Origin of the sequence: Mycolicibacterium monacense, from assembly GCF_010731575.1 — a bacterium.
Classification (GTDB): Bacteria; Actinomycetota; Actinomycetes; order Mycobacteriales; family Mycobacteriaceae; genus Mycobacterium; species Mycobacterium monacense.
Genome location: NZ_AP022617.1, coordinates 3,097,748 through 3,115,464 on the forward strand (window position 1 = coordinate 3,097,748; position 17,717 = coordinate 3,115,464).

Here is a 17,717-nt window from a genome sequence, read left to right on the forward strand (position 1 = left end):
GGTAGAATTCCACTGAGCGGAAAGGCCATCCATAATTGGCAGGGAACACTTCGACGCCGGGAACCACTGTCACCTCGCGTTTGCTGAACATTCTCGGCGCCTTCGACGAGCGGCATAACAGCCTGACGCTGTCCGAGTTGGCCCGCCGGGCCGGACTGCCGATTGCCACCACACACCGCCTTGCGGCCGAGTTGGTCGCCGGCTCGGCATTGCAGCGCCGCGCCGACGGTCAGTACGTGGTGGGCAGGCTGGTCTGGAACGCGGGATTGCTGGCGCCGGTGGAAGGCCAATTGCGCCAGGTGGCTGAACCGTTCTTGTATGACGTATACGCGGCGACCCTTGCCACCGTGCACCTGGCCGTGCGCGATGGCGACGAGGTGCTGTACCTGGAACGGATGATGGGCCGGACATCTGTCCCGATTGTCAGCGCCGTCGGCAGCAGGCTGCCGATGCACTGCACCGGCGTTGGCAAGGTGCTGCTGGCCCACGCGCCGGAGGACGTTAAAGACCGAGTGTTCGCCACCTTGACTCGCATCACGCCGTACACCATCGTGTCGCCGACCGTGCTGTCTTCGCAGATGCAGCGCATCCATCGTGAAGGAGTGGCCACCACGAGCGAGGAGATGTCGCTGGGTGCATGTTCGCTGGCGGTGCCGGTCATCCGCCAGACCGACGACGCCGTAGTCGCCGCGATCGCCGTGGTGGTACCGACGCTGAAGCGCGATCGTCAGCGGCTTCTCGGCGCCCTGCAGGTCGCCGCGCGCGGCATTGGGCGACTGCTATGACCCGTCAGGCGCCGTCGTAGCCGTCGCTCTGTGGGACAGAATCTCTCGAACGGGCAAGCTTTGGCGGCGGCCGCAACCTAGGTCGAAGTGCCACACGTTAGGCGCGAACCGGAGTCCGCGCAGCGCTTACTGGATAGACGCCAACGAGTCTCCCCGCCAATGATTTGCAGGAAGCTGGCGCACTCCGCAGCTTCGGATATTCAGCGAGGGAGGCGGTTCCGCCCAACCTCAAACCCTCAACAGCCAAACTATCGCTGAAGGAATTGCAAAGAACATGACCACCACGACACCGCTGGGATCCGACGCCAGGGCGTGGGCCGCCGAGAACCTTCGAGGCTTCTATATGTGTCCTGTCACGCCCCTTACCGACGAGTTCGAGCTGGACGAAGAGGGTCTGCGGCAGAATATCGACGCGTTTGTGGAGATGGGGTGCACCGGCCTCGTTGTCGGCGGGTTTTTCGCCGAGGGATGGAACATGACGCTGGCCGAATGGCAGCGTTACCACGAGGTAGTCGCCGGTGCCACCGCCGGCCGCCTGCCCTTGTTCACGATCATTCTGGACCATTCGGCGTACCAGGCGATCGAAAAAATGCGGTTCGTGGAGTCCCTGGGCTTCACCGGCGCCGAGATCATGAACCCATCGGTGCAGCTCAAGACCGACGACGACGTGGTCGACTACTTCGACTTCGTGGCGCCCGCCACCGGGCTGGCGCTTGTGCTCTACCGGACGCCGGTATCCGGTTTCGTGTATAGCCACGACGCCGTCGCTCGGATCGCCGAGCACGCCAACGTCGTTGGGATCAAGAATGGCACTTTGAGTTGGACCGACAGCATCGCCTTACGCCACCGCTTCGGGGACCATCTTGTGATCAGCGAGCCGAATGAGCGCTATTGGGCTCATGATGCTGCGCTCTTCGGGGGTCGGGTGCTTTACGGGGAGCTCTCCCTGATCCTCTACGGGAAACGGCGGCAGGAACTGCACCAATACACCGACCTTGCGTTTGCTGGTGAACTCGCGGGGGCGCTACCTGTGTCGGCGAAGGTGGACGCAATTCGCCAGGTGTACGAAGAGGTGCTCATCGGCCGCATCGCGGCAACGGGTTCCTACGTCGCGGCCATGCCCTATCTGAAGGCGTGGTTCGAACTGTTGGGGCTGCGTGCCGGCCCGGTGCGACCGCCCGTCAAGGCCCGGCTGTCTGCTCCGGAGCGGGAAGTCCTGCAGGAGAAACTGACGGCCGCCGAGGCCATTTGATGCGCGTCCTGATCCTGGGCGCTGGTGGGCTCGGATCTGTCTTGGGCGGATATTTGGCGAACATTGGCGTCGATGTCACCCTGGTCGGCAGGCCGGCGCACGCCGAGGCCATCACGCGCTACGGTCTCCGAATCACGGGCCGTCGGGGCGACCTGGTGATTACTGATAACTTGACGGCGGTCGACCAGACAGCCAAAGCCACGGGGCATTTCGATTACCTGGTGTTGGCGGTGAAGGGCAAAGATACCGCGCAGGCCCTGGCGGAGGCCGACGGGTTGCGTGATTGCGTGAGCAGCGCGTTGTCGGTGCAGAACACCGTCGAGAAGGATGCGACGCTCGCCGGGTGGCTTGGGCCCGACAGGGTGATCGGAGCCTCCACCATCGAGGGCGGCACCTTGCTCGAACCGGGGCTCGTCAGAAATCACCTTACAGCTGAGGTGACCGCTTACTTCGGCGAACTTGACGGGACATCTAGTGCGCGCGTCGACGACTTGACGGCTGCCTTCACCAACGCCGGCCTTCCTGCAAAGGCGGTAGGCAACATCGAGCAGGTCGAGTGGGAAAAGCTCGCCCAGATCGCGTTGGCGGCCGCGTGGTCGGTCACGGCGCTGGGCGCAATCCCTGACGCCTCGGTCTTCGAGGGCATGGAGGTGCGCGAGGGAGCGATGTACTTCGTCGCGCTGGCAAAGGACCTTCTTGGGGTCTACCGGGCGAAGGGCTACGAGCCGATGAACTTCTTTGCGCCTCTCTCCCGCCTGAAGGAACTCGATGCCCTTCCGACGGCCGACGCGATCGAGTTTGTCATCGGGCAAGGCAGAGTAATGCGCGAGAAGGGAAACCTGGGACACCCCTCGATGTACGAGGATGTTCTGCGACGACGTAAGACCGAGGTCGACTTCATGCTGGCGCCTTATCTCGCCGCCGCTCAAGAACTGGGCATGGATGTACCGACGCTGCGGGTCGCCTACCAGATCATCAAGACCGTCGACCGATTCCTGGCCTAGCAATGACGCGGTTCGAAGGCGATGTTCAGGTAGCGCGCAAGGTGTGTTGGGGAGTGACGCCGAACTTGCGCCGATACTCCGCGCTGAAGCGGCCCAGATGACCAAAGCCCCACTTCATCGCTACGCGGGCAACAGTCACGGCACTCTCAGACGACGCCGCCAGTTCTGCATGCGCACGGATCAGCCGGACTTCGCGCAGATACGTGAGCGGAGGAAGCCCGACGTGCCGCTTGAAGCTCTCTTGAAGAGCGCGGACACTGATACCAACCTCGCGAGCAAGATCGGTTGTCGTCCAACTCCGTTCGGGATGCTCCTCGATTAGGTCGAGAGCTGTCCTGAGTACTTTGGGCGGCGGCGCTGCGTGTTGGTCGGCGGCGAGCGCCATGGCCTGATAGTGAGGTTGGGCGAGTAGAAACCCATGTATGAGCAACTGTTCGAAATGTCGCCCGGTCATCGGATGTTGCACGATGCTCTCAGGGCGAGAGACCTCCCGATATAAGACCGATAGCAGCGCACGCCACGCACGACTGCTGTCCGCCGTCAGGTCCATGCTATGCGCGATATTCAGCGGCCTAACCGCAGGTCGTCCAAGCAAGCCCTCGAGTTCGTATTCCAGATCCGTGCGGCTGAACTTCACGCACAGCTGACCACAATCGGCGGCCCACTTGATGCCGGCAGGACGGCCTGGGAGGAAAACCGCCGCCTGCGTGGGCGTCGCTTGGGCCGTGGCTGGGCCGCACCACGAATCGGCGTGGCTGGTGAGGGGAACGTTGATGTGGTAATCATCGAGCGCAGTCGAATTGACGAGCTCGACATCTGCACCGTACCGAAGATAGCCAACGGTCACAGCACCGATTCGTGCGGCGCTGAGCCGCGCATTCAAACGCTGGCCGCGACGGGAGTAGCGGAGACGGTGCGGTGTGAAAATTTCCGAAGCGAGGTGCTCGGCCGCGCTCAACTGTTCGGTGCATACGGTCTCGCGTCGGCTGAAGTACGATCCTGCCATCTTCGGTCCATTCGCCATTGGTAACAACTCACTTTCTCGCTGCGGTAACCGCAGTTCGCCGACAGAATCTGTCGCTCCGTCGAACACCAACGCGGAAGGTCTGGCCTCCGACTCAGGGTCCTGCGTCACCCGACCGCATGCTCTCGAAACATTCTAGTGGATGAAAACTCTGTTCAGCAGAGAGTGATTCTTGTAGACGCAAGTCGTCCTTAAGTTCGTAGTTGCAGTTACTTCGTGTTGTTACGTTGGGCTGTGACCCGGGTGGGTCGGGTGAGGCTGCATGGTCGTAGCCGGCCCTGGTGGTGCGGCTTGAAAGTGAGGGGGACCCGTTTGGTGGTCCAGTCGTTATGCGACTTGGGGTTGATGGGTCGTGGTCCACTGTAGAGCGAACTCGGCTGGGGTGAGTTCGCCGTGGGCGGAGTGGGGTCGGTTGGCGTTGTAGTCGCGGCGCCAGTCCTCGATGATCACGCGGGCCTCCAGCAGGGAGTCGAAGCGCCACAGGTTGAGCAGTTCATCACGGAGCCTGCCGTTGAATGATTCGATCCAGGCGTTTTGCCATGGCGAGCCCGGATCTATGAAAAGTGAACCGGCACTGTTGAATCGGCACCAATCGGCCACGGCGTTCGCGACGAACTCGGGACCGTTGTCGAAGCGCACATAGTGTGGCGCCCCGTAGGTGAGGGCCAGGCGATCCAGCACGTCGACGACGCCGTCGGCGTTGATGGCGCGGTCGACCTCGATCGCGAGTGCTTCGCGAGTGAACTCGTCGATGACGTTGAGCATCTTCAGCGTGCGGCCATCGGCGGTGGTGTCGAACTGGAAGTCCATCGCCCAGATCACGTTCGGGCGGATCGGGGACATCGCACCCACGGCGACACCGATGCCGGTCAGCCGCTTCTTGCGGCGCCGCTGAGGCACCCGCAGGCCCTCCTCGCGCCACAGTCGGCGGATGCGCTTGTTGTTGGCCTTCCAGCCGGCACGGCGCGCCATCTTGGCGGCCCGGCGCCACCCCCACCGCGGGCGGTCGGTGGAAAACCGGCGCAGCCAGGCACGAAGCTCGGCCTCCTCGGTGGTGACCGGTGCCGGTGTCAGCCGCATCGTGGAACGGTGCAGACCGACGACGGTGCAGGCCCGGCGCTCAGAGACCCCGAACCGCTCACGCAGCGCTATGACCGCGCTGCGCTTGCGGTTCGGGGTTATTTCCGCCGAAATCTCCTTGAGCATGTCGATGTCGAGGGCCTGGTTGGCGACCAGCTTCTTGAGCCGGGCGTTCTCGGCTTCGAGTTCCTTGAGCCGTTTGGCCTCGTTGGCTTTCATGCCGCCGTACTGGGCAATCCAGCGGTGCCACGTCGACTCGGTGATCTCCAGATGCCGGCACACCTCAGCCAGTTCCTGGCCGGCACCGAGGAGCTTGTTGCCCTCGGCGAGCTTGCGGATGATCTGGTCCGGGGTGTGCCGCCGGCGCTTGTTCGTTGCCATGTCGTTGTCGATTCTTCCTTGCCCGCAAGCCGGGCGACAGAGTCGCATAACAACTGGACCACTCCGAAGGGCTCACCTCAAAAGGACTGGCCGCCCGGCCTGCCTGGACTCCTCTGGCCGCTGATTGAGATCTGCGATGTGATCGCTTGTTTAAGGAAATGCTGGCGGGGTTGTCCATGGGGATCATGTTGGTAGACAGGCGAAAAGAGGGGTGATGACGACGGGCCAGGTGTGGGCTGGAGTGGATGTTGGTAAAGAGCATCACTGGGTTTGTGCGGTCGACGACAGCGGGAAGGTGGTGTTGTCGCGCCGGCTGGTCAACGACGAGCAACCGATCCGGGAGCTCGTCGCTGAAATCGACGAGCTGGCCGAGCGAGTGTCGTGGACGGTGGACCTGACCACGGTGTATGCCGCACTGGTGTTGACGGTGCTGGCCGACGCCGGCAAAACGGTCCGGTATCTGGCCGGCCGGGCGGTGTGGCAGGCCTCGGCGACCTACCGCGGTGGGGAGGCCAAAACCGATGCCAAAGACGCTCGGGTGATCGCCGACCAGGCGCGCATGCGCGGCCAGACTTGCCCGTTCTGCATCCCGATGATGACTTGATCAGCGAGTTGCGGATGCTCACCGGCCATCGCGCCGACCTGGTGGCCGACCGCACCCGCACGATCAACCGGCTGCGCCAGCAACTCGTCGCGGTCTGCCCGGCCCTGGAACGAGCCGCCCAACCGAGCCAAGACCGTGGCTGGGTGATACTGCTGGCGCGCTACCAGCGTCCCAAAGCGATTCGACAAAGCGGTGTTTCGCGGCTGACCAAAGTCTTGACCGATGCCGGTGTGCGCAACGCCGCCTCGATCGCGGCGGCTGCGGTGGCTGCAGTGAAAACCCAGACGATGCGCCTGCCCGGCGAAGAGGTGGCCGCCGGGTTGATCGCTGATCTGGCGCGGGAGGTGATCGCCCTCGATGACCGCATCAAGACCACCGACGCCGACATCGAGGGCCGATTTCGCCGCCATCCACTCGCCGAGGTGATCACCAGCATGCCCGGCATAGGATTTCGGCTGGGCGCCGAATTCCTCGCCGCCGTTGGTGATCCCGCGCTGATCGGATCGGCTGACCAACTCGCGGCCTGGGCCGGCCTGGCGCCAGTGTCTCGAGACTCCGGAAAGCGCACCGGACGACTGCCAAACCCCCAAGCGTTACAGTCGCCGACTGCGCCGAGTCATGTACATGTCGGCGTTGACCGCGATCCGCTGCGACCCAGATTCCAAGGCCTATTACCAGCGCAAACGAGACGAAGGAAAGCGGCCGATCCCCGCCACCATCTGCCTGGCGCGACGGCGCACCAACGTTCTCTACGCCCTCATCCGCGACAACCGGACCTGGCAACCTGATTCACCCCCGATCACCGCCGCGGCTTGACTTCTTCATTGAGAGTCCTTTCACGATTGGGGAAAGGGCGTCAAGTAGGAAACGATCCCCTGCTCACTGACGTGCGCGAGGTCAATGGCCAGGACCGTACGGGTCCTCGAGAAACCGCGAAAGGCTTTCCTTGGTCTGCCATGACAAACTCTCAAGTTCCAACGGGTCGAGCTGAATTCGGAAGCCGAGGCGGGGGCTGGCAATCTCCAACCGCTCTCCATTGCGGGTAAAGATTTTGTCGACGGTGACGACGGCGAACTCGTTCGCGATGGTCGTCGCCGCACCGTGGTCGCCGGTCACGACTGTACCTTTCTAGGTTTTAAGTAATGCAAGCTCAACGTCGCCCCGTTAGAAGAAGTTAGCCAGATTGTGGGTGCCGACAACGGCATGGTCAAGCACTACCCGTCGGCTCGCTAACCGCAGGCCCATCTCACTGCGGCGGATGACATCGTGGCGCTCCGCAGAGATGAGGTCGTGCTGCGGGCTGTCCCCCCTGTTGCGGAACACGAGAAGGTTGGAGCGGACATCGTATTCGTCCGTCCCTGCGCCGGGGCGTACCCGCACATTCGACACGTGGTGTCGGATCCGTGAGGGCGGATCTTCTGCCCATGCGTATTCGGTGTCCAGACGTAGCACCCGCAGCTCCAAGCCTGCGTAGTCGTCATCCCAGTGGGTCATGGTCGTCGAATTTCCGTCGCCGTTGGCGCGTTCTCTGCTCACGCGCACCGGGATGACGTAGTGGATATCTTCGGCGCACAGTTCTAGCCAGTCGTGAAACCGGCCGTCGTTCAGCAGCTCCGCCTCTTCGAACAGAAAGTTCTCCATCTCGCAGCGGAGCAGAAGCTGTTGCTCGACCGTCGCTACCATGGCACACCATCCTTTATGACTTGGTTGATTGTGGTTGTGAGACAAGCAGGTGCCTGATGCCTCATCAGGCGACCTCGTCTGCATTGGTCCGAGATTGCGCGAGTAGTTGGGGTTTGGGCTCGGTTTCGCTGGCGTCATCGCCTGAGTCGGTGAGTAACTCCAACAGGCGACCCCAGAATTCGCGTTGGTTACGCTCCGCGTACCCGCTGGACAGGGGACGACCGGGCCCCTTCCACGTGTCGTCGCTGGTCAGCACACCCATGCCCATCTCGAAGTTGAGTGTCTGGCTGCCTGCGAGAATGCCTTGCGTTCCCGCAGTGATGGAGCGCCAAGTCTCGGCGTCGTCCTGTTCGAACACACCGGAGATGCCGAACGTTCGTACGTAGGTCTCATACGACTGCTGTTTGAACTCTTCGTCGGCATCCTTCTCGACGAGAAACCACGACCAGACTTCCATCGTGTCGTGTGACAGCGGACGCCACAGCCGAAATGTCAACATCGGCACTGGCATTGACTTCTTGTCCCTACCGATGAGGACGTTGAGGAACGACAGGTTGGGAAAGACCGTGCCGTGAATGAAGGCCGAACGCTGAAGCATGTCTGCGCGGTCCTGATCGCCGTAAGCCGCTGCGAGTCCATCGACGATCTCGGGTGGATAGTTCATAAAGGGCGGCATCGGTTGCCCGGGCGTTACCCCGAGGACGCCGAGGCCGTGACCGTTGGAGAGACTGATATGCGCCGGCTCCGATGCGAATTTCGGATCGGGCGGAGCCAGACCGAGCTCGACCGCCGATCGGTGCGTCATCAACGTGTGGTAGGCGTCCCCGACAAAGTTGTCCGCGCCGAGCTTCCAGTTGGAGTCGATGATCCAACGCTGGGGCTCACCCCGCACCTCCAGTCCACCCTTGGACTTCTGGGTGATCAGGTCCAGATACCACGCCATATCGCCCAAATAATCAACGAGAGGTTCTGCCTTCTCGTCCAGGCAACCGAATATCATTCCGCCGTAGTTCTCGAGGCGCGGAACCTGGGTAAGACTCCACTCGTTCTTGTCCATCTCGACCCCATAGACCTCTTTTTGTGCGGGTACACCCGCCAGAGTTCCGGTATTGCGGTAGGTCCAGCCGTGATAGGGGCAGCGGAAGTGCGAAGTGTTGCCCATCTCCGTGCGGCACAGCATTGTTCCGCGGTGCCGACACGAGTTCGCCATGGCGCGCACTTCGCCGTCTTCGCCGCGGACAACGATGATCGAACCGCCACCCAGATATCGGACCACGTAGTCCCCTGCCTGGGGGATCTCCGTCTCGTGGGCCAGGAATTGCCAGCACCGGCCGAAGACTCGCTGAGCTTCGAGCTTGTGGAGTTCTGCGTTGGCGACCAGCCCGGCGGGCAGACGGCCCTTAGCAAGGCCTTCTCGGCCGGCCGCTACCAGTTGCTGAATGTCGTTCTTACCGACAGTAGACATGTACTTCTCCGACGTTTCTTGGATTGGGCTGCGTAATGTTCTCTTGGACAGATGTTTTCGTGATTGCGGCGTTCATGTTGTTGCGGCTTCGAGTGCGCCTGGTGGTGTTTGGGCGACCATCTGGTGGCCCCACACACTGGGTCGGTCGTACTGAGCGACTGTCCAGGTTTCCTCGTCGACGGTCACCGCATCCCAGCCGTACTCGATGTCAAACCCGCTCGGTGTGCGCACGTAAAACGACACCATCCGATCGTTGACATGGCGCCCCAACGTCATGCTCAGCGGAATGTTGCGCGACATGCACAGGTCATAAGCCATCCCCACGTCATCAAAACTTTGCACCTCGACCATCACGTGGTGCAGTCCCCGCACACCCGGCATCCGAGTCAACGCGATGCTGTGATGGCGCGGGTTGCAGTGGTAGAACCACAGATCCATGAAGGTGTAAATCTCATCGCTCTTCTTAAACCCCAACACCCCCCGCAAAAACCGGTCGGCCTGCGCAAGGTCCGGCGTCGCCAGCACCACATGACCCAACCCCTGCGCACCGGTGACGAACCCCGATATCGCACGACCGGGCCGGAAGGAACCCGGCACCACCTTCTGACCGTAAAACAACTCATGACGCAACCCCGAAGGATCCGAAAGCGTCACAAAGCCCAACACCCCGCGGGCTGCGCAGTCCTCCTCGGTTCCCACCTCAAACCCAATACCCTGCCGATGCAACGACTCCCCGGCAGCCTCAAGCGCCTCCTCGCTGCCCACATCCCAGCCCGCATACAGCATCCGGTTGCGCTCTCCGTGATGCACAGCCAAACGATGATCGGCGTCGTCGATCCGCAACAGGACCGATCCACTGGACGCCTCAACCGCCTCCATCCCCAAAACCTCCGGACCGAACGCCAACCACTCCTTCGCATCCGGAGACTCCACACCCACATAACCCAACGCTTTCACCAACATGTGTAAAACCTCCTATGTTGACCCGACGTCGATGCGCATCGCGCCGGTGGCAAGTTCCGTCCCTCCGGACGGCTGGTTGAGGCCCCGCACGCCCAAGCCGCCGTCGCTGTTGATGACGACGCCGGTCACCGCTCGCGAGTTGTCTGCCGACGCGAGTAGCAGATACAGGCCGGCGTGATCGGCGGGCTGCTGCGCGTACTGCAATGGGTTTGTAGTACTCATAATGTCGGCGATGCCGGGCACCGATGACAACACGTCCTGACCCTGGCCGAGGTCCTCGATTCCACGCAGGCCCGTTACCGTGCCGCCTGGAGCGACGCCATTCACCCTGATCTTCGGCGCCAACTCGTAGGCCAGTTCACGCACTACGCCAACGACCGCGTGCTTGGAAGCGGTGTACAGCGGGCCGCCACCGGCGGCATAGAAGCCAGAGTTGGAGACGGTGAAGATCATGCTCGGGCCATCGCTTTTGAGGAGTTCAGGAACGGCGGCCCTGGCACCAAGGAGGTAGCCCTTTACATTGACCGCGAAGATCTCATCGAAGGCGCTGCTGAGGTCGGCTCCGTCGAAACCCACCAAAGGGGCAAAGTAATCGAAGATCCCAGCGTTGCCGACGAAGACGTCGAGCTTTCCGAACGCATCGACCGTTTCGCGCACCGCCATGACGTTGTCTGCATACGACGTCACGTCACCTGTTACCGCGATGAGCCTGCCGTCGGCGTTGCCGATGGTAGCCAGGTCGCCTTCCGAGCGATCCAGGACGCCCACGCATGCGCCCTCGGCCAAGAAACGCTCGACCACGGCCAAACCGATTCCGGCTGCCCCGCCGGTCACCAGGGCGACTTGCCCGGTCAACCAACTCAAAACTATCGTCCCTCCGGTGATGCGCAATGCTCTTGTTGCTCTGCATCTGCCCACCAGTGTCCTCGCCGCTGAATGGGGGGTCTATCCGCGCAGCGCTGTCGAAGCTCCGATTCACGCGGGTCTCGATGCTCGGGCGAGGAGAGTGCGGGGGATGTCTACGCCAATGGTCCGATGGGATCGGAAGCCGCGTCCCAGACCACCCGCGGCAACGGACATGAGCGCGTGCCCGGATGTGCCTATGAGGACCTTTTCTCCGATGGGTGACACGACAAACCATGGGTTTCGAGGCGCGCCAACTCGTGACGCCACGCGATGGTCTCGTTGAAAGCGTTACCGAGATCAGGCAGCTCTGCTGCATCAGCGTCGGGCAAATCAGCCAGAGTGCCACCCGCAGAAGCGATCTGGAGCGACAAACGCGAGATCGTGTCGACGCTGATGGCCTGTAGTACGGCCCGCTCGACGGTGTCCGCAGCACTGGTGAGGCCGTGGGCACGGAGAACGACCACCGGCCGGTCTGCCATAGCAGCAACCATTTCCTGGGCTAGTTGCCGATTGCGCACCAATACGCCTCGCCGATAGACCGGCACGCCAGCCGCGGCGAGCCGAAAACCGGGTATGTCAAACGCTCCGACGATCGGTCGGACAGCCAGACCGGCGAGATCGGCGGCGACTACCGCCTCGGGGTGCGCATGAACCACAGCATTGACATCGCGGCGGGTGCGGAGCACTTCGGTGTGCAGTGGCAACTCGTTCGGCGGCTGGTAACCATCGTCGAGTTCTCCTTTGCCGCCCGCTGTACCGTCCAACGTGACCATCCGGATGTCCTCTGCGCTGGTGAACGCGAGCCCTCGCTCGCGCGGACCACGACATCGGATCAGCAGTCGATCTCGGTCGACGCGCAGGCTGATGTGGCCGAGGATGCCTGGCGCCAAGTCGCGCGCCGCCAGGACGCGACAGGCCAGCGCGATGGCGTGTCGTTCAGTGTCTAGCCCTGCACCCGAAGGGGTGGAGCTCATCGCCAACTCGGGGTTTCGGTGTCGACGCCGTCCTTGACGACGACAGCGAAGTCCGCGGATGCCTTACCCAAACTGCGATGGGTGGTGCTGGCAGCGCAGATGGCCATCCGGTTCGCCTCCTTAACCGTTCCTATAGGGCTTGGGCTGTTGAGGCCCCGAAGCAGAAGGCATCGTTAACCACGAGCCATCACTTCCACGCAGTTAGGCGCTACACCCAATAGCCTTACTGTATAACAGAGATCTACTCTGTAAAACAGAGACTCTGGTTTCGGTGTGGGCCTATTGTCGCCGACAGTCCGCGCAGGCGGCGCAACAACGACATTGGGACACATACCCTTTCGCGAGCGGCGTCTCGGCGGCCCACGGTTCTGCCGGTTGACTGGGCCAGAGGGTGGGCAGACATGCCCTCGTCCCAGGGTCACGGCCGACGACATCTTCCTTCGACCGTGGGGGTTCTCAGTGCAAACGTCGAGTAGATCTGCGGATAACCCACACCCGCCGAATCAAATTTCGCGTGCCTCACCTTCGACGCGCTAAACAGTGACTTCGCAGTTCGTCCAGGCGACGGCCATTCCCATCAGGGCGCGGGGAATGGGCTCATAGACGCTGGCCCATGGCGTGTTGCCGCCGACTGCGCCGACAGCACATATCCACGATCTCAGCTCGATGTTGCCAGAGTTGAGCAGGTCTTCGCTGGTCAGTTTGCTCAGCTCGTAGCCGTTTCCGGTAGCGAGGCACTTCAGGGTGCGGCGATCGAATTCGTCGTCGATTGAGCCGTGAACGCGCGGCCCATCGTAGGCAGCCCACGGATAGCCGGCAGTGAAGTGTGAAAGTCCACCGGACGCGTAGACACCTATCCTCTCGTCTGCAGGGCGGCGTGACCGCACGGCGTCGGCAATCGCGCGGCCGAGCGCGAAGCACCGTTTAGGCGACAACGACGGCACGTGAACGGCATTGAGGAATACCAACACCACTGGGATTTGGTGGTCTCCAAGGATATTGGCCACAATCTCGCCATGGGCGTGTGAGTGCAAGGTGGTCTCACGGAAATCGACGACGGTGGCGACGTCGAACCCCGCCTCGACGGTGTGCTCACTCAAGTCCTTACTGAGCTCGGGCGAACTTTTCCAAAACCGCGCCTCTGGCAAGAAGCGGTCAGACACTGTGAACCCATCTCCTGTGTGGATGGCTATCTGGGGCAGTGCCGAACCGTCGAAGTTTTCGTTTTGGTCATCGCCGATGATGATCAGGCAATCCAGTCGGTCTTGTCTGATGCTGTCACGCAGCCTTTGAAGCCCGTTCTCGATGTGCGCGTAACGCGCCGCAGCGTCGTCGAATGGTTCTTCGTCTTTCCTCAGGCGAGGTGGGGTCTTACCGCGTCGCACTGTGTAGTTCTGCCTGTTCTTTGTGCGGAAGCCTTCCCACCTGGGAGGCGGGATGAAAGTGAAGGCATGGGACGACGCGTAACCCGCTACAATCTCACCCACGATTTCTCCTCCTCTGGAGTCACAGCGATACCTGGTGGGAGAGAACGACTTCGCGATCTTCGTAGGCCGACTGCAGGATGGCGAAACATACTTCTAGCGTCGCGCGCCCCCAGCGGCCGTCGTGCTGAACAGGGCGGTCCTCAGTGATCGCCCGGTGTAGTTCAGCCAACTCTGCGGCCCTGCCCCGCATGGTGCGCGCGACCGGTATTTCCTGCAATCCGTTTTGCCCGTACACCACCAGCCCGTCGGGCGACTGCCTGATCGCGCCGCGTTCGCAGGACACCACGGTCAGGCCGAAGTAGGGGTGGTGGATGATCTCTCCGGGGGCGGAGTAACCCCACAGCTCCTGTGACTCTTCGGTCGTCGTCGCAGCACCGTAGCGGCCCTGTTCCTTCTGAGCTTCCAGTGCGACTTCAAGTTGGTCAGGGTTCTGACTGAGCGCAGCGAAGTTATTGGCTACTCGCTGGTTGGCTTGGGGGCTGCGGCGGCCGCCGTCTTCTGCCACCCACGAGTGCAACTCCGCGACATCGAAGAACGCTCGCGCGTCATAGACGAGCGTGGCGGAAGCTCCTGATTCGAATCCGAGATGACAGGTGTATCCCCCGACGCATTCCCGGACGTCGTCCCATATTGTCGACGCACGCACTGTTCTGGCCACACCGCCGACTATTTGCCGCACGATATCGACCTGGTGGGGCCCCTGGTTGAGAACTGGCCCGCTGGTCGAGCGCAATTCCGAAGTCGGCCACGGTCGCCGGTTGAAGTCGTTGAAATTCCAGGTGTTGACCATGAGCAACTCGCCGAGTTCGCCACTGGCTACAAGTTCGGCCATCGCTCGCACCGGCGCATCAAAGCTGTGTGTGTGGCCGGCCATCAGCTGCACGCCCGCCGCCTGGGCCGCCTCAACCATTGCAGTGCAATCGTCGACCGACATGGCCAACGGCTTTTCGACGACCATGTGTTTTCCGTGACGTGCGGCCATTAGCGCATGCTCCCGATGCAGCTCGGGAGGGGTGGCGATGTAGACGACGTCCACGCTTGGATCGGCACACAGTTGCTCTGCGTTCGTGTAGGTCTGGCCCGAGAACTCGGTGGCGAAGCGGGCGAGCGAGTGTGATCGGGTATCGGCTGCCGCCACAACCCGATACGGCAGCGTCGACATGTCTGGGTACTGCTGGAAGATTCGGGCGACAGCCTGACCGATTCCGAGAAATCCTAGGCCGAGCTCGCGTGACGCGACATCTGTCATGTGCGACCTATCTGAGAGCTAGTGAACGACTGGGCATTAGAAGAAGATCGAAATCGCTCGTGGAAGAACGCTATGAGCCAGGGTGATGTCCCGGGCGGCCAGCAGCAGGCCCGAGTCTTCGTCTCGGCGTAGAACGTCTTGTCGTTTGCCGATGAAGAAGCTCTCGTGGCGTTCGTGGCGTACGAGAAACACCATGACGCTGGATCGGACGCTCAGCTCTTGATCGGATACATCGGTGACCAGGATGTCGCTGACTAAGCGCTGAGTGATCGTGCGTGGAGTTTCCCCGGGGGCGAGCCCAGTAGCCAGCCGGGCAATTCTCAGCTTCAGCGATTCGTAGTCGTCGTTGAACAACAGAAACGGCGGTAGGCCGTCATCATCGTCGACCGGATGCGTGCTGGACTCTGGGAATGGCATCGTGTATCTGACATCCGGCGCCAATAAGCCCAGCCACTCGTCCAGCCGCCCATCATCGAGAAGCATGGTCTCCCGCGCATAGAATTCGTTTATTCGCAGCCGCAGTTCCACGTCCAACTGGCTGGTCTCCATGGCTAGGCCGGCTCCGTCATAGTTCGGTGCCAGTGCCGATAGAACTCGCGCTGGTAGGCTTCGCTGATCTGCGGCCTGACATTGCCGGGTAACTCCGCAACCAGCGACTCCATTGGTTCGACGTCCTCGCCGAGTGAGTAGTTGAACGGCACATCCCGGGCGACTCCGGTGTCAAGGGCGTCAGACAATCGTTCGAAGTTTTCGTGATCATCGGGCGTCACGAGACCGGCCGCCGATTGCCGCTGACTCAAGACGAAGACCATGCGTTCCTTGACAGCACGGGGCGCGGAGCTTTCCACCAAACACCACTCCCAAACCTCGGTCAACCGCGGTCCCCGAGGCTGCCACATGATGAATCCCCGACCGTAAAAAGCCGTGCCCATGCCAATCATGCTGAAGTTTGGGAAGATATTGGCTACGTGAAAGCTGTAGGGCTGCACGGGGGATGTCGCCAACCGCTCGTCTTGCAGGCGCTGCCGCTCGGTTAGCCAGTCGACTGCTTCGGTACCCAGCGTTTCGGCTTGGGCGAGATCGTCCTGATAAAAATTCTTACCGACTGCCAGTTGCAGCAACCCATGGGGCGCGCAGCCGTCGAGAACCACGCTGTAGTGCTGCCCCTCGTCTATCGAAAAGTTGATGCGGGCAGTCTGCCCAGCTTTCGACAGTGCGGAAACCGATCCGTGAGTGGCAGCGAAGTGATACTGGTCGCCGCCGAAGTTCTCGGCCAACAACTTCCAGTTGACGGGCATGAGGTAGCGGTGCAGGCCGGGAACGACCTGCAGGCCGTTGGGGTCACAGTCGAGTAGAAAGTTGTCGAGGTACCACAGCAGGCCCTCCCCCAGATATTCTTCCAGCGGCGGCGCCGACTGATCCCAGCACGCGAAGATAAGTCCTTTGTAGGTAGCTACCCGGGGGGAGACGAGGCCCATGCTGGCCTTATCGAACTGCGGCCCGTAGGCGCTCTCGGCTAGCGGAACACTGCGCAGCCGTCCGGCAGTGTCGTAACTCCAGCCGTGATAGCTGCAGTGAAAGATGTTCGCGTTGCCCTTGTCGAACTGACAGACTTTATTGCCCCGGTGCCGACATTTGTTCAGCAGCACACGAACACGAGATTCCTTGTCCCGGCACACGATCACCGCATCGTCGGCCATATAGGTTGTGCGGAAGTCACCGGGCTTGGGGATCATGGACTCGTGGCCGACGAAGAGCCACGACCGCTTGAAGATGGAGTCGAGTTCCCGCTGGTACACCGCCTCGTCGTAGAAGGCCGAGGAGTCTATCGGCAGCGCCGAGCCGGTTTTGGAACCGATTGTCTCCATCAACGTTGCCCTCGAGACTCGCGATCACCTTGAAGATAATTGGTGAGGATTTGGTTGAACTCTTCCGGCCGTTCCCACTGCGGCCAATGGCCACAATCCTCCATCAATGCGAATTCAGCGCCGGGAATTAGCTCGGCTGCCCGCCGTCCGAATTCCACCGTCGCCGAGGGATTGTGACTCGTCCACAGCACGAGCGTGGGCCTGGTCAAGCTGGTCAATCGCTCAGCCGTGAGATTGTCCTCAGCAGTCGCCGCTGAGGGCGGCGCCGTCGCGTTCGTCAGTGCCGACCGCGATTCTTCGCTCTGGTAAAGTGCCCACCGCAGCGCCACCAGTTCATCGGTCAGGTCGCGGTCAGGGTGGTGGAAAAGCCAGGCCATCCTCTCCCGCACATTCGCCGGACTCGGGTCAGCCAGGAATTGCCGGGTGACCCGGGCAAGCTCTGCGCGCCCGGCAGCGGTGCGAGCCTCGGCATCGGCGCCGACCTCTAGCGTCAACCGCGCGCCGCACACGTAGATCAATCGGTCGACACGGTCGGGATGTTCCAACGCAGTCCACGCCGCGATCCAACCTCCTAACGACTCGCCCACCAGGTGGGCTCGGTCGATGCCTTCCTGGTCCATGTATCCGAGTAGGTGACTGACATAGTCCTTACGCTTCGGGGCGACCTCACAACCACTGGTGAGACCGTGACCCAACAGGTCCAGCGCATGCACTCGGAAATGACGCGACAGCGCCGTCACGTTGCGGGCGAAGGCTTCGGCGTGACCGCCTCCCCCGTGCATGAGAATGAGGTCCGGACCTTCCCCTGCCTGAATTGTCCTGGTTCGGACGCCGTCGACATCTACGAAGCGTGTTTCCGCTCCAAGCAAGCTCACACAAATTGAAGCGTCTTTGAGCAACCTTCGACGTCCTCTCAGCCAGTACAGTACCCAATTTTTATCATACTTCCCGAATATCTGCAAGGTAGAAATTTAGGCTTCTGTGTAAATGGG

At 61.7% G+C, this 17,717-nt stretch carries 16 protein-coding genes and 1 pseudogene; 4 read left to right on the forward strand and 13 right to left on the reverse strand.

The features are described 5' to 3' along the window. Positions 1–35: 35 nt before the first annotated feature. From G6N49_RS14885 to G6N49_RS14895, 3 genes are all read left to right on the forward strand, one after another. A complete protein-coding gene (locus G6N49_RS14885; protein WP_041309542.1) occupies positions 36–785 on the forward strand; it encodes an IclR family transcriptional regulator in 750 nt (249 codons plus the stop codon). 274 nt (positions 786–1,059) lie between these two features. After that, positions 1,060–2,037 carry a dihydrodipicolinate synthase family protein gene (locus tag G6N49_RS14890; protein WP_011559098.1) on the forward strand — a complete coding sequence of 326 codons (978 nt, stop codon included), beginning with the start codon at positions 1,060–1,062 and terminating at the stop codon, positions 2,035–2,037. After that, a complete protein-coding gene (locus tag G6N49_RS14895) occupies positions 2,037–3,041 on the forward strand; it encodes a ketopantoate reductase family protein (RefSeq protein ID WP_011559097.1) in 1,005 nt (334 codons plus the stop codon). Before G6N49_RS14890 ends, G6N49_RS14895 begins: the two co-directional genes overlap by 1 nt. Positions 3,042–3,066: 25 nt before the next feature. On the opposite strand, the gene G6N49_RS14900 is transcribed toward G6N49_RS14895, so the two are convergent. Both G6N49_RS14900 and G6N49_RS14905 read right to left on the reverse strand, forming a co-directional pair. Then, positions 3,067–4,176 carry an AraC family transcriptional regulator gene (locus G6N49_RS14900; protein WP_011559096.1) on the reverse strand — a complete coding sequence of 370 codons (1,110 nt, stop codon included), beginning with the start codon at positions 4,174–4,176 and terminating at the stop codon, positions 3,067–3,069. Positions 4,177–4,392: 216 nt separating this feature from the next. After that, positions 4,393–5,526: an IS3 family transposase gene (locus G6N49_RS14905; RefSeq protein ID WP_163647416.1), complete on the reverse strand. Its 1,134-nt coding sequence runs from the start codon at positions 5,524–5,526 to the stop codon at positions 4,393–4,395. A 214-nt stretch (positions 5,527–5,740) separates the two neighbouring features. On the opposite strand from G6N49_RS14905, the pseudogene G6N49_RS14910 reads away from it, so the two are divergent. After that, positions 5,741–6,946, forward strand: a pseudogene (locus G6N49_RS14910) (IS110 family RNA-guided transposase). A gap of 81 nt (positions 6,947–7,027) precedes the next feature. Here the strand turns inward: G6N49_RS14910 and G6N49_RS14915 are convergent. From G6N49_RS14915 to G6N49_RS14965, 11 genes are all read right to left on the reverse strand, one after another. Then, positions 7,028–7,246, reverse strand: coding sequence for a hypothetical protein (locus G6N49_RS14915; protein WP_011559095.1), 219 nt, complete (start codon positions 7,244–7,246; stop codon positions 7,028–7,030). Positions 7,247–7,294: 48 nt separating this feature from the next. Beyond that, complete coding sequence (locus G6N49_RS14920; protein ID WP_011559094.1) at positions 7,295–7,813, reverse strand: aromatic-ring-hydroxylating dioxygenase subunit beta; 519 nt, start codon at positions 7,811–7,813, stop codon at positions 7,295–7,297. Between the two features lie 64 nt (positions 7,814–7,877). After that, complete coding sequence (locus tag G6N49_RS14925; protein ID WP_011559093.1) at positions 7,878–9,278, reverse strand: Rieske 2Fe-2S domain-containing protein; 1,401 nt, start codon at positions 9,276–9,278, stop codon at positions 7,878–7,880. Between the two features lie 72 nt (positions 9,279–9,350). Next, positions 9,351–10,241: a VOC family protein gene (locus G6N49_RS14930; protein ID WP_011768161.1), complete on the reverse strand. Its 891-nt coding sequence runs from the start codon at positions 10,239–10,241 to the stop codon at positions 9,351–9,353. A 12-nt stretch (positions 10,242–10,253) separates the two neighbouring features. After that, on the reverse strand, positions 10,254–11,105 hold the full coding sequence (hcaB, locus tag G6N49_RS14935; RefSeq protein WP_013470377.1) for a 3-(cis-5,6-dihydroxycyclohexa-1,3-dien-1-yl)propanoate dehydrogenase: 852 nt from the start codon (positions 11,103–11,105) through the stop codon (positions 10,254–10,256). A 236-nt stretch (positions 11,106–11,341) separates the two neighbouring features. After that, complete coding sequence (locus G6N49_RS14940) at positions 11,342–12,121, reverse strand: 3,4-dihydroxyphthalate decarboxylase (protein ID WP_011559089.1); 780 nt, start codon at positions 12,119–12,121, stop codon at positions 11,342–11,344. A gap of 533 nt (positions 12,122–12,654) precedes the next feature. Further along, positions 12,655–13,608, reverse strand: a complete 954-nt coding sequence (locus G6N49_RS14945) for a DODA-type extradiol aromatic ring-opening family dioxygenase (RefSeq protein ID WP_011855198.1) — start codon at positions 13,606–13,608, stop codon at positions 12,655–12,657. Positions 13,609–13,627: 19 nt separating this feature from the next. Next, positions 13,628–14,857, reverse strand: a complete 1,230-nt coding sequence (locus tag G6N49_RS14950) for a Gfo/Idh/MocA family protein (RefSeq protein ID WP_011559087.1) — start codon at positions 14,855–14,857, stop codon at positions 13,628–13,630. 36 nt (positions 14,858–14,893) lie between these two features. After that, positions 14,894–15,406: an aromatic-ring-hydroxylating dioxygenase subunit beta gene (locus G6N49_RS14955; RefSeq protein ID WP_011559086.1), complete on the reverse strand. Its 513-nt coding sequence runs from the start codon at positions 15,404–15,406 to the stop codon at positions 14,894–14,896. Positions 15,407–15,408: 2 nt separating this feature from the next. Continuing rightward, positions 15,409–16,725, reverse strand: coding sequence for an aromatic ring-hydroxylating oxygenase subunit alpha (locus G6N49_RS14960; RefSeq protein WP_011559085.1), 1,317 nt, complete (start codon positions 16,723–16,725; stop codon positions 15,409–15,411). Then, on the reverse strand, positions 16,725–17,624 hold the full coding sequence (locus G6N49_RS14965) for an alpha/beta fold hydrolase (protein ID WP_011559084.1): 900 nt from the start codon (positions 17,622–17,624) through the stop codon (positions 16,725–16,727). Before G6N49_RS14965 ends, G6N49_RS14960 begins: the two co-directional genes overlap by 1 nt. Between the last annotated feature and the right edge of the window lie 93 nt (positions 17,625–17,717).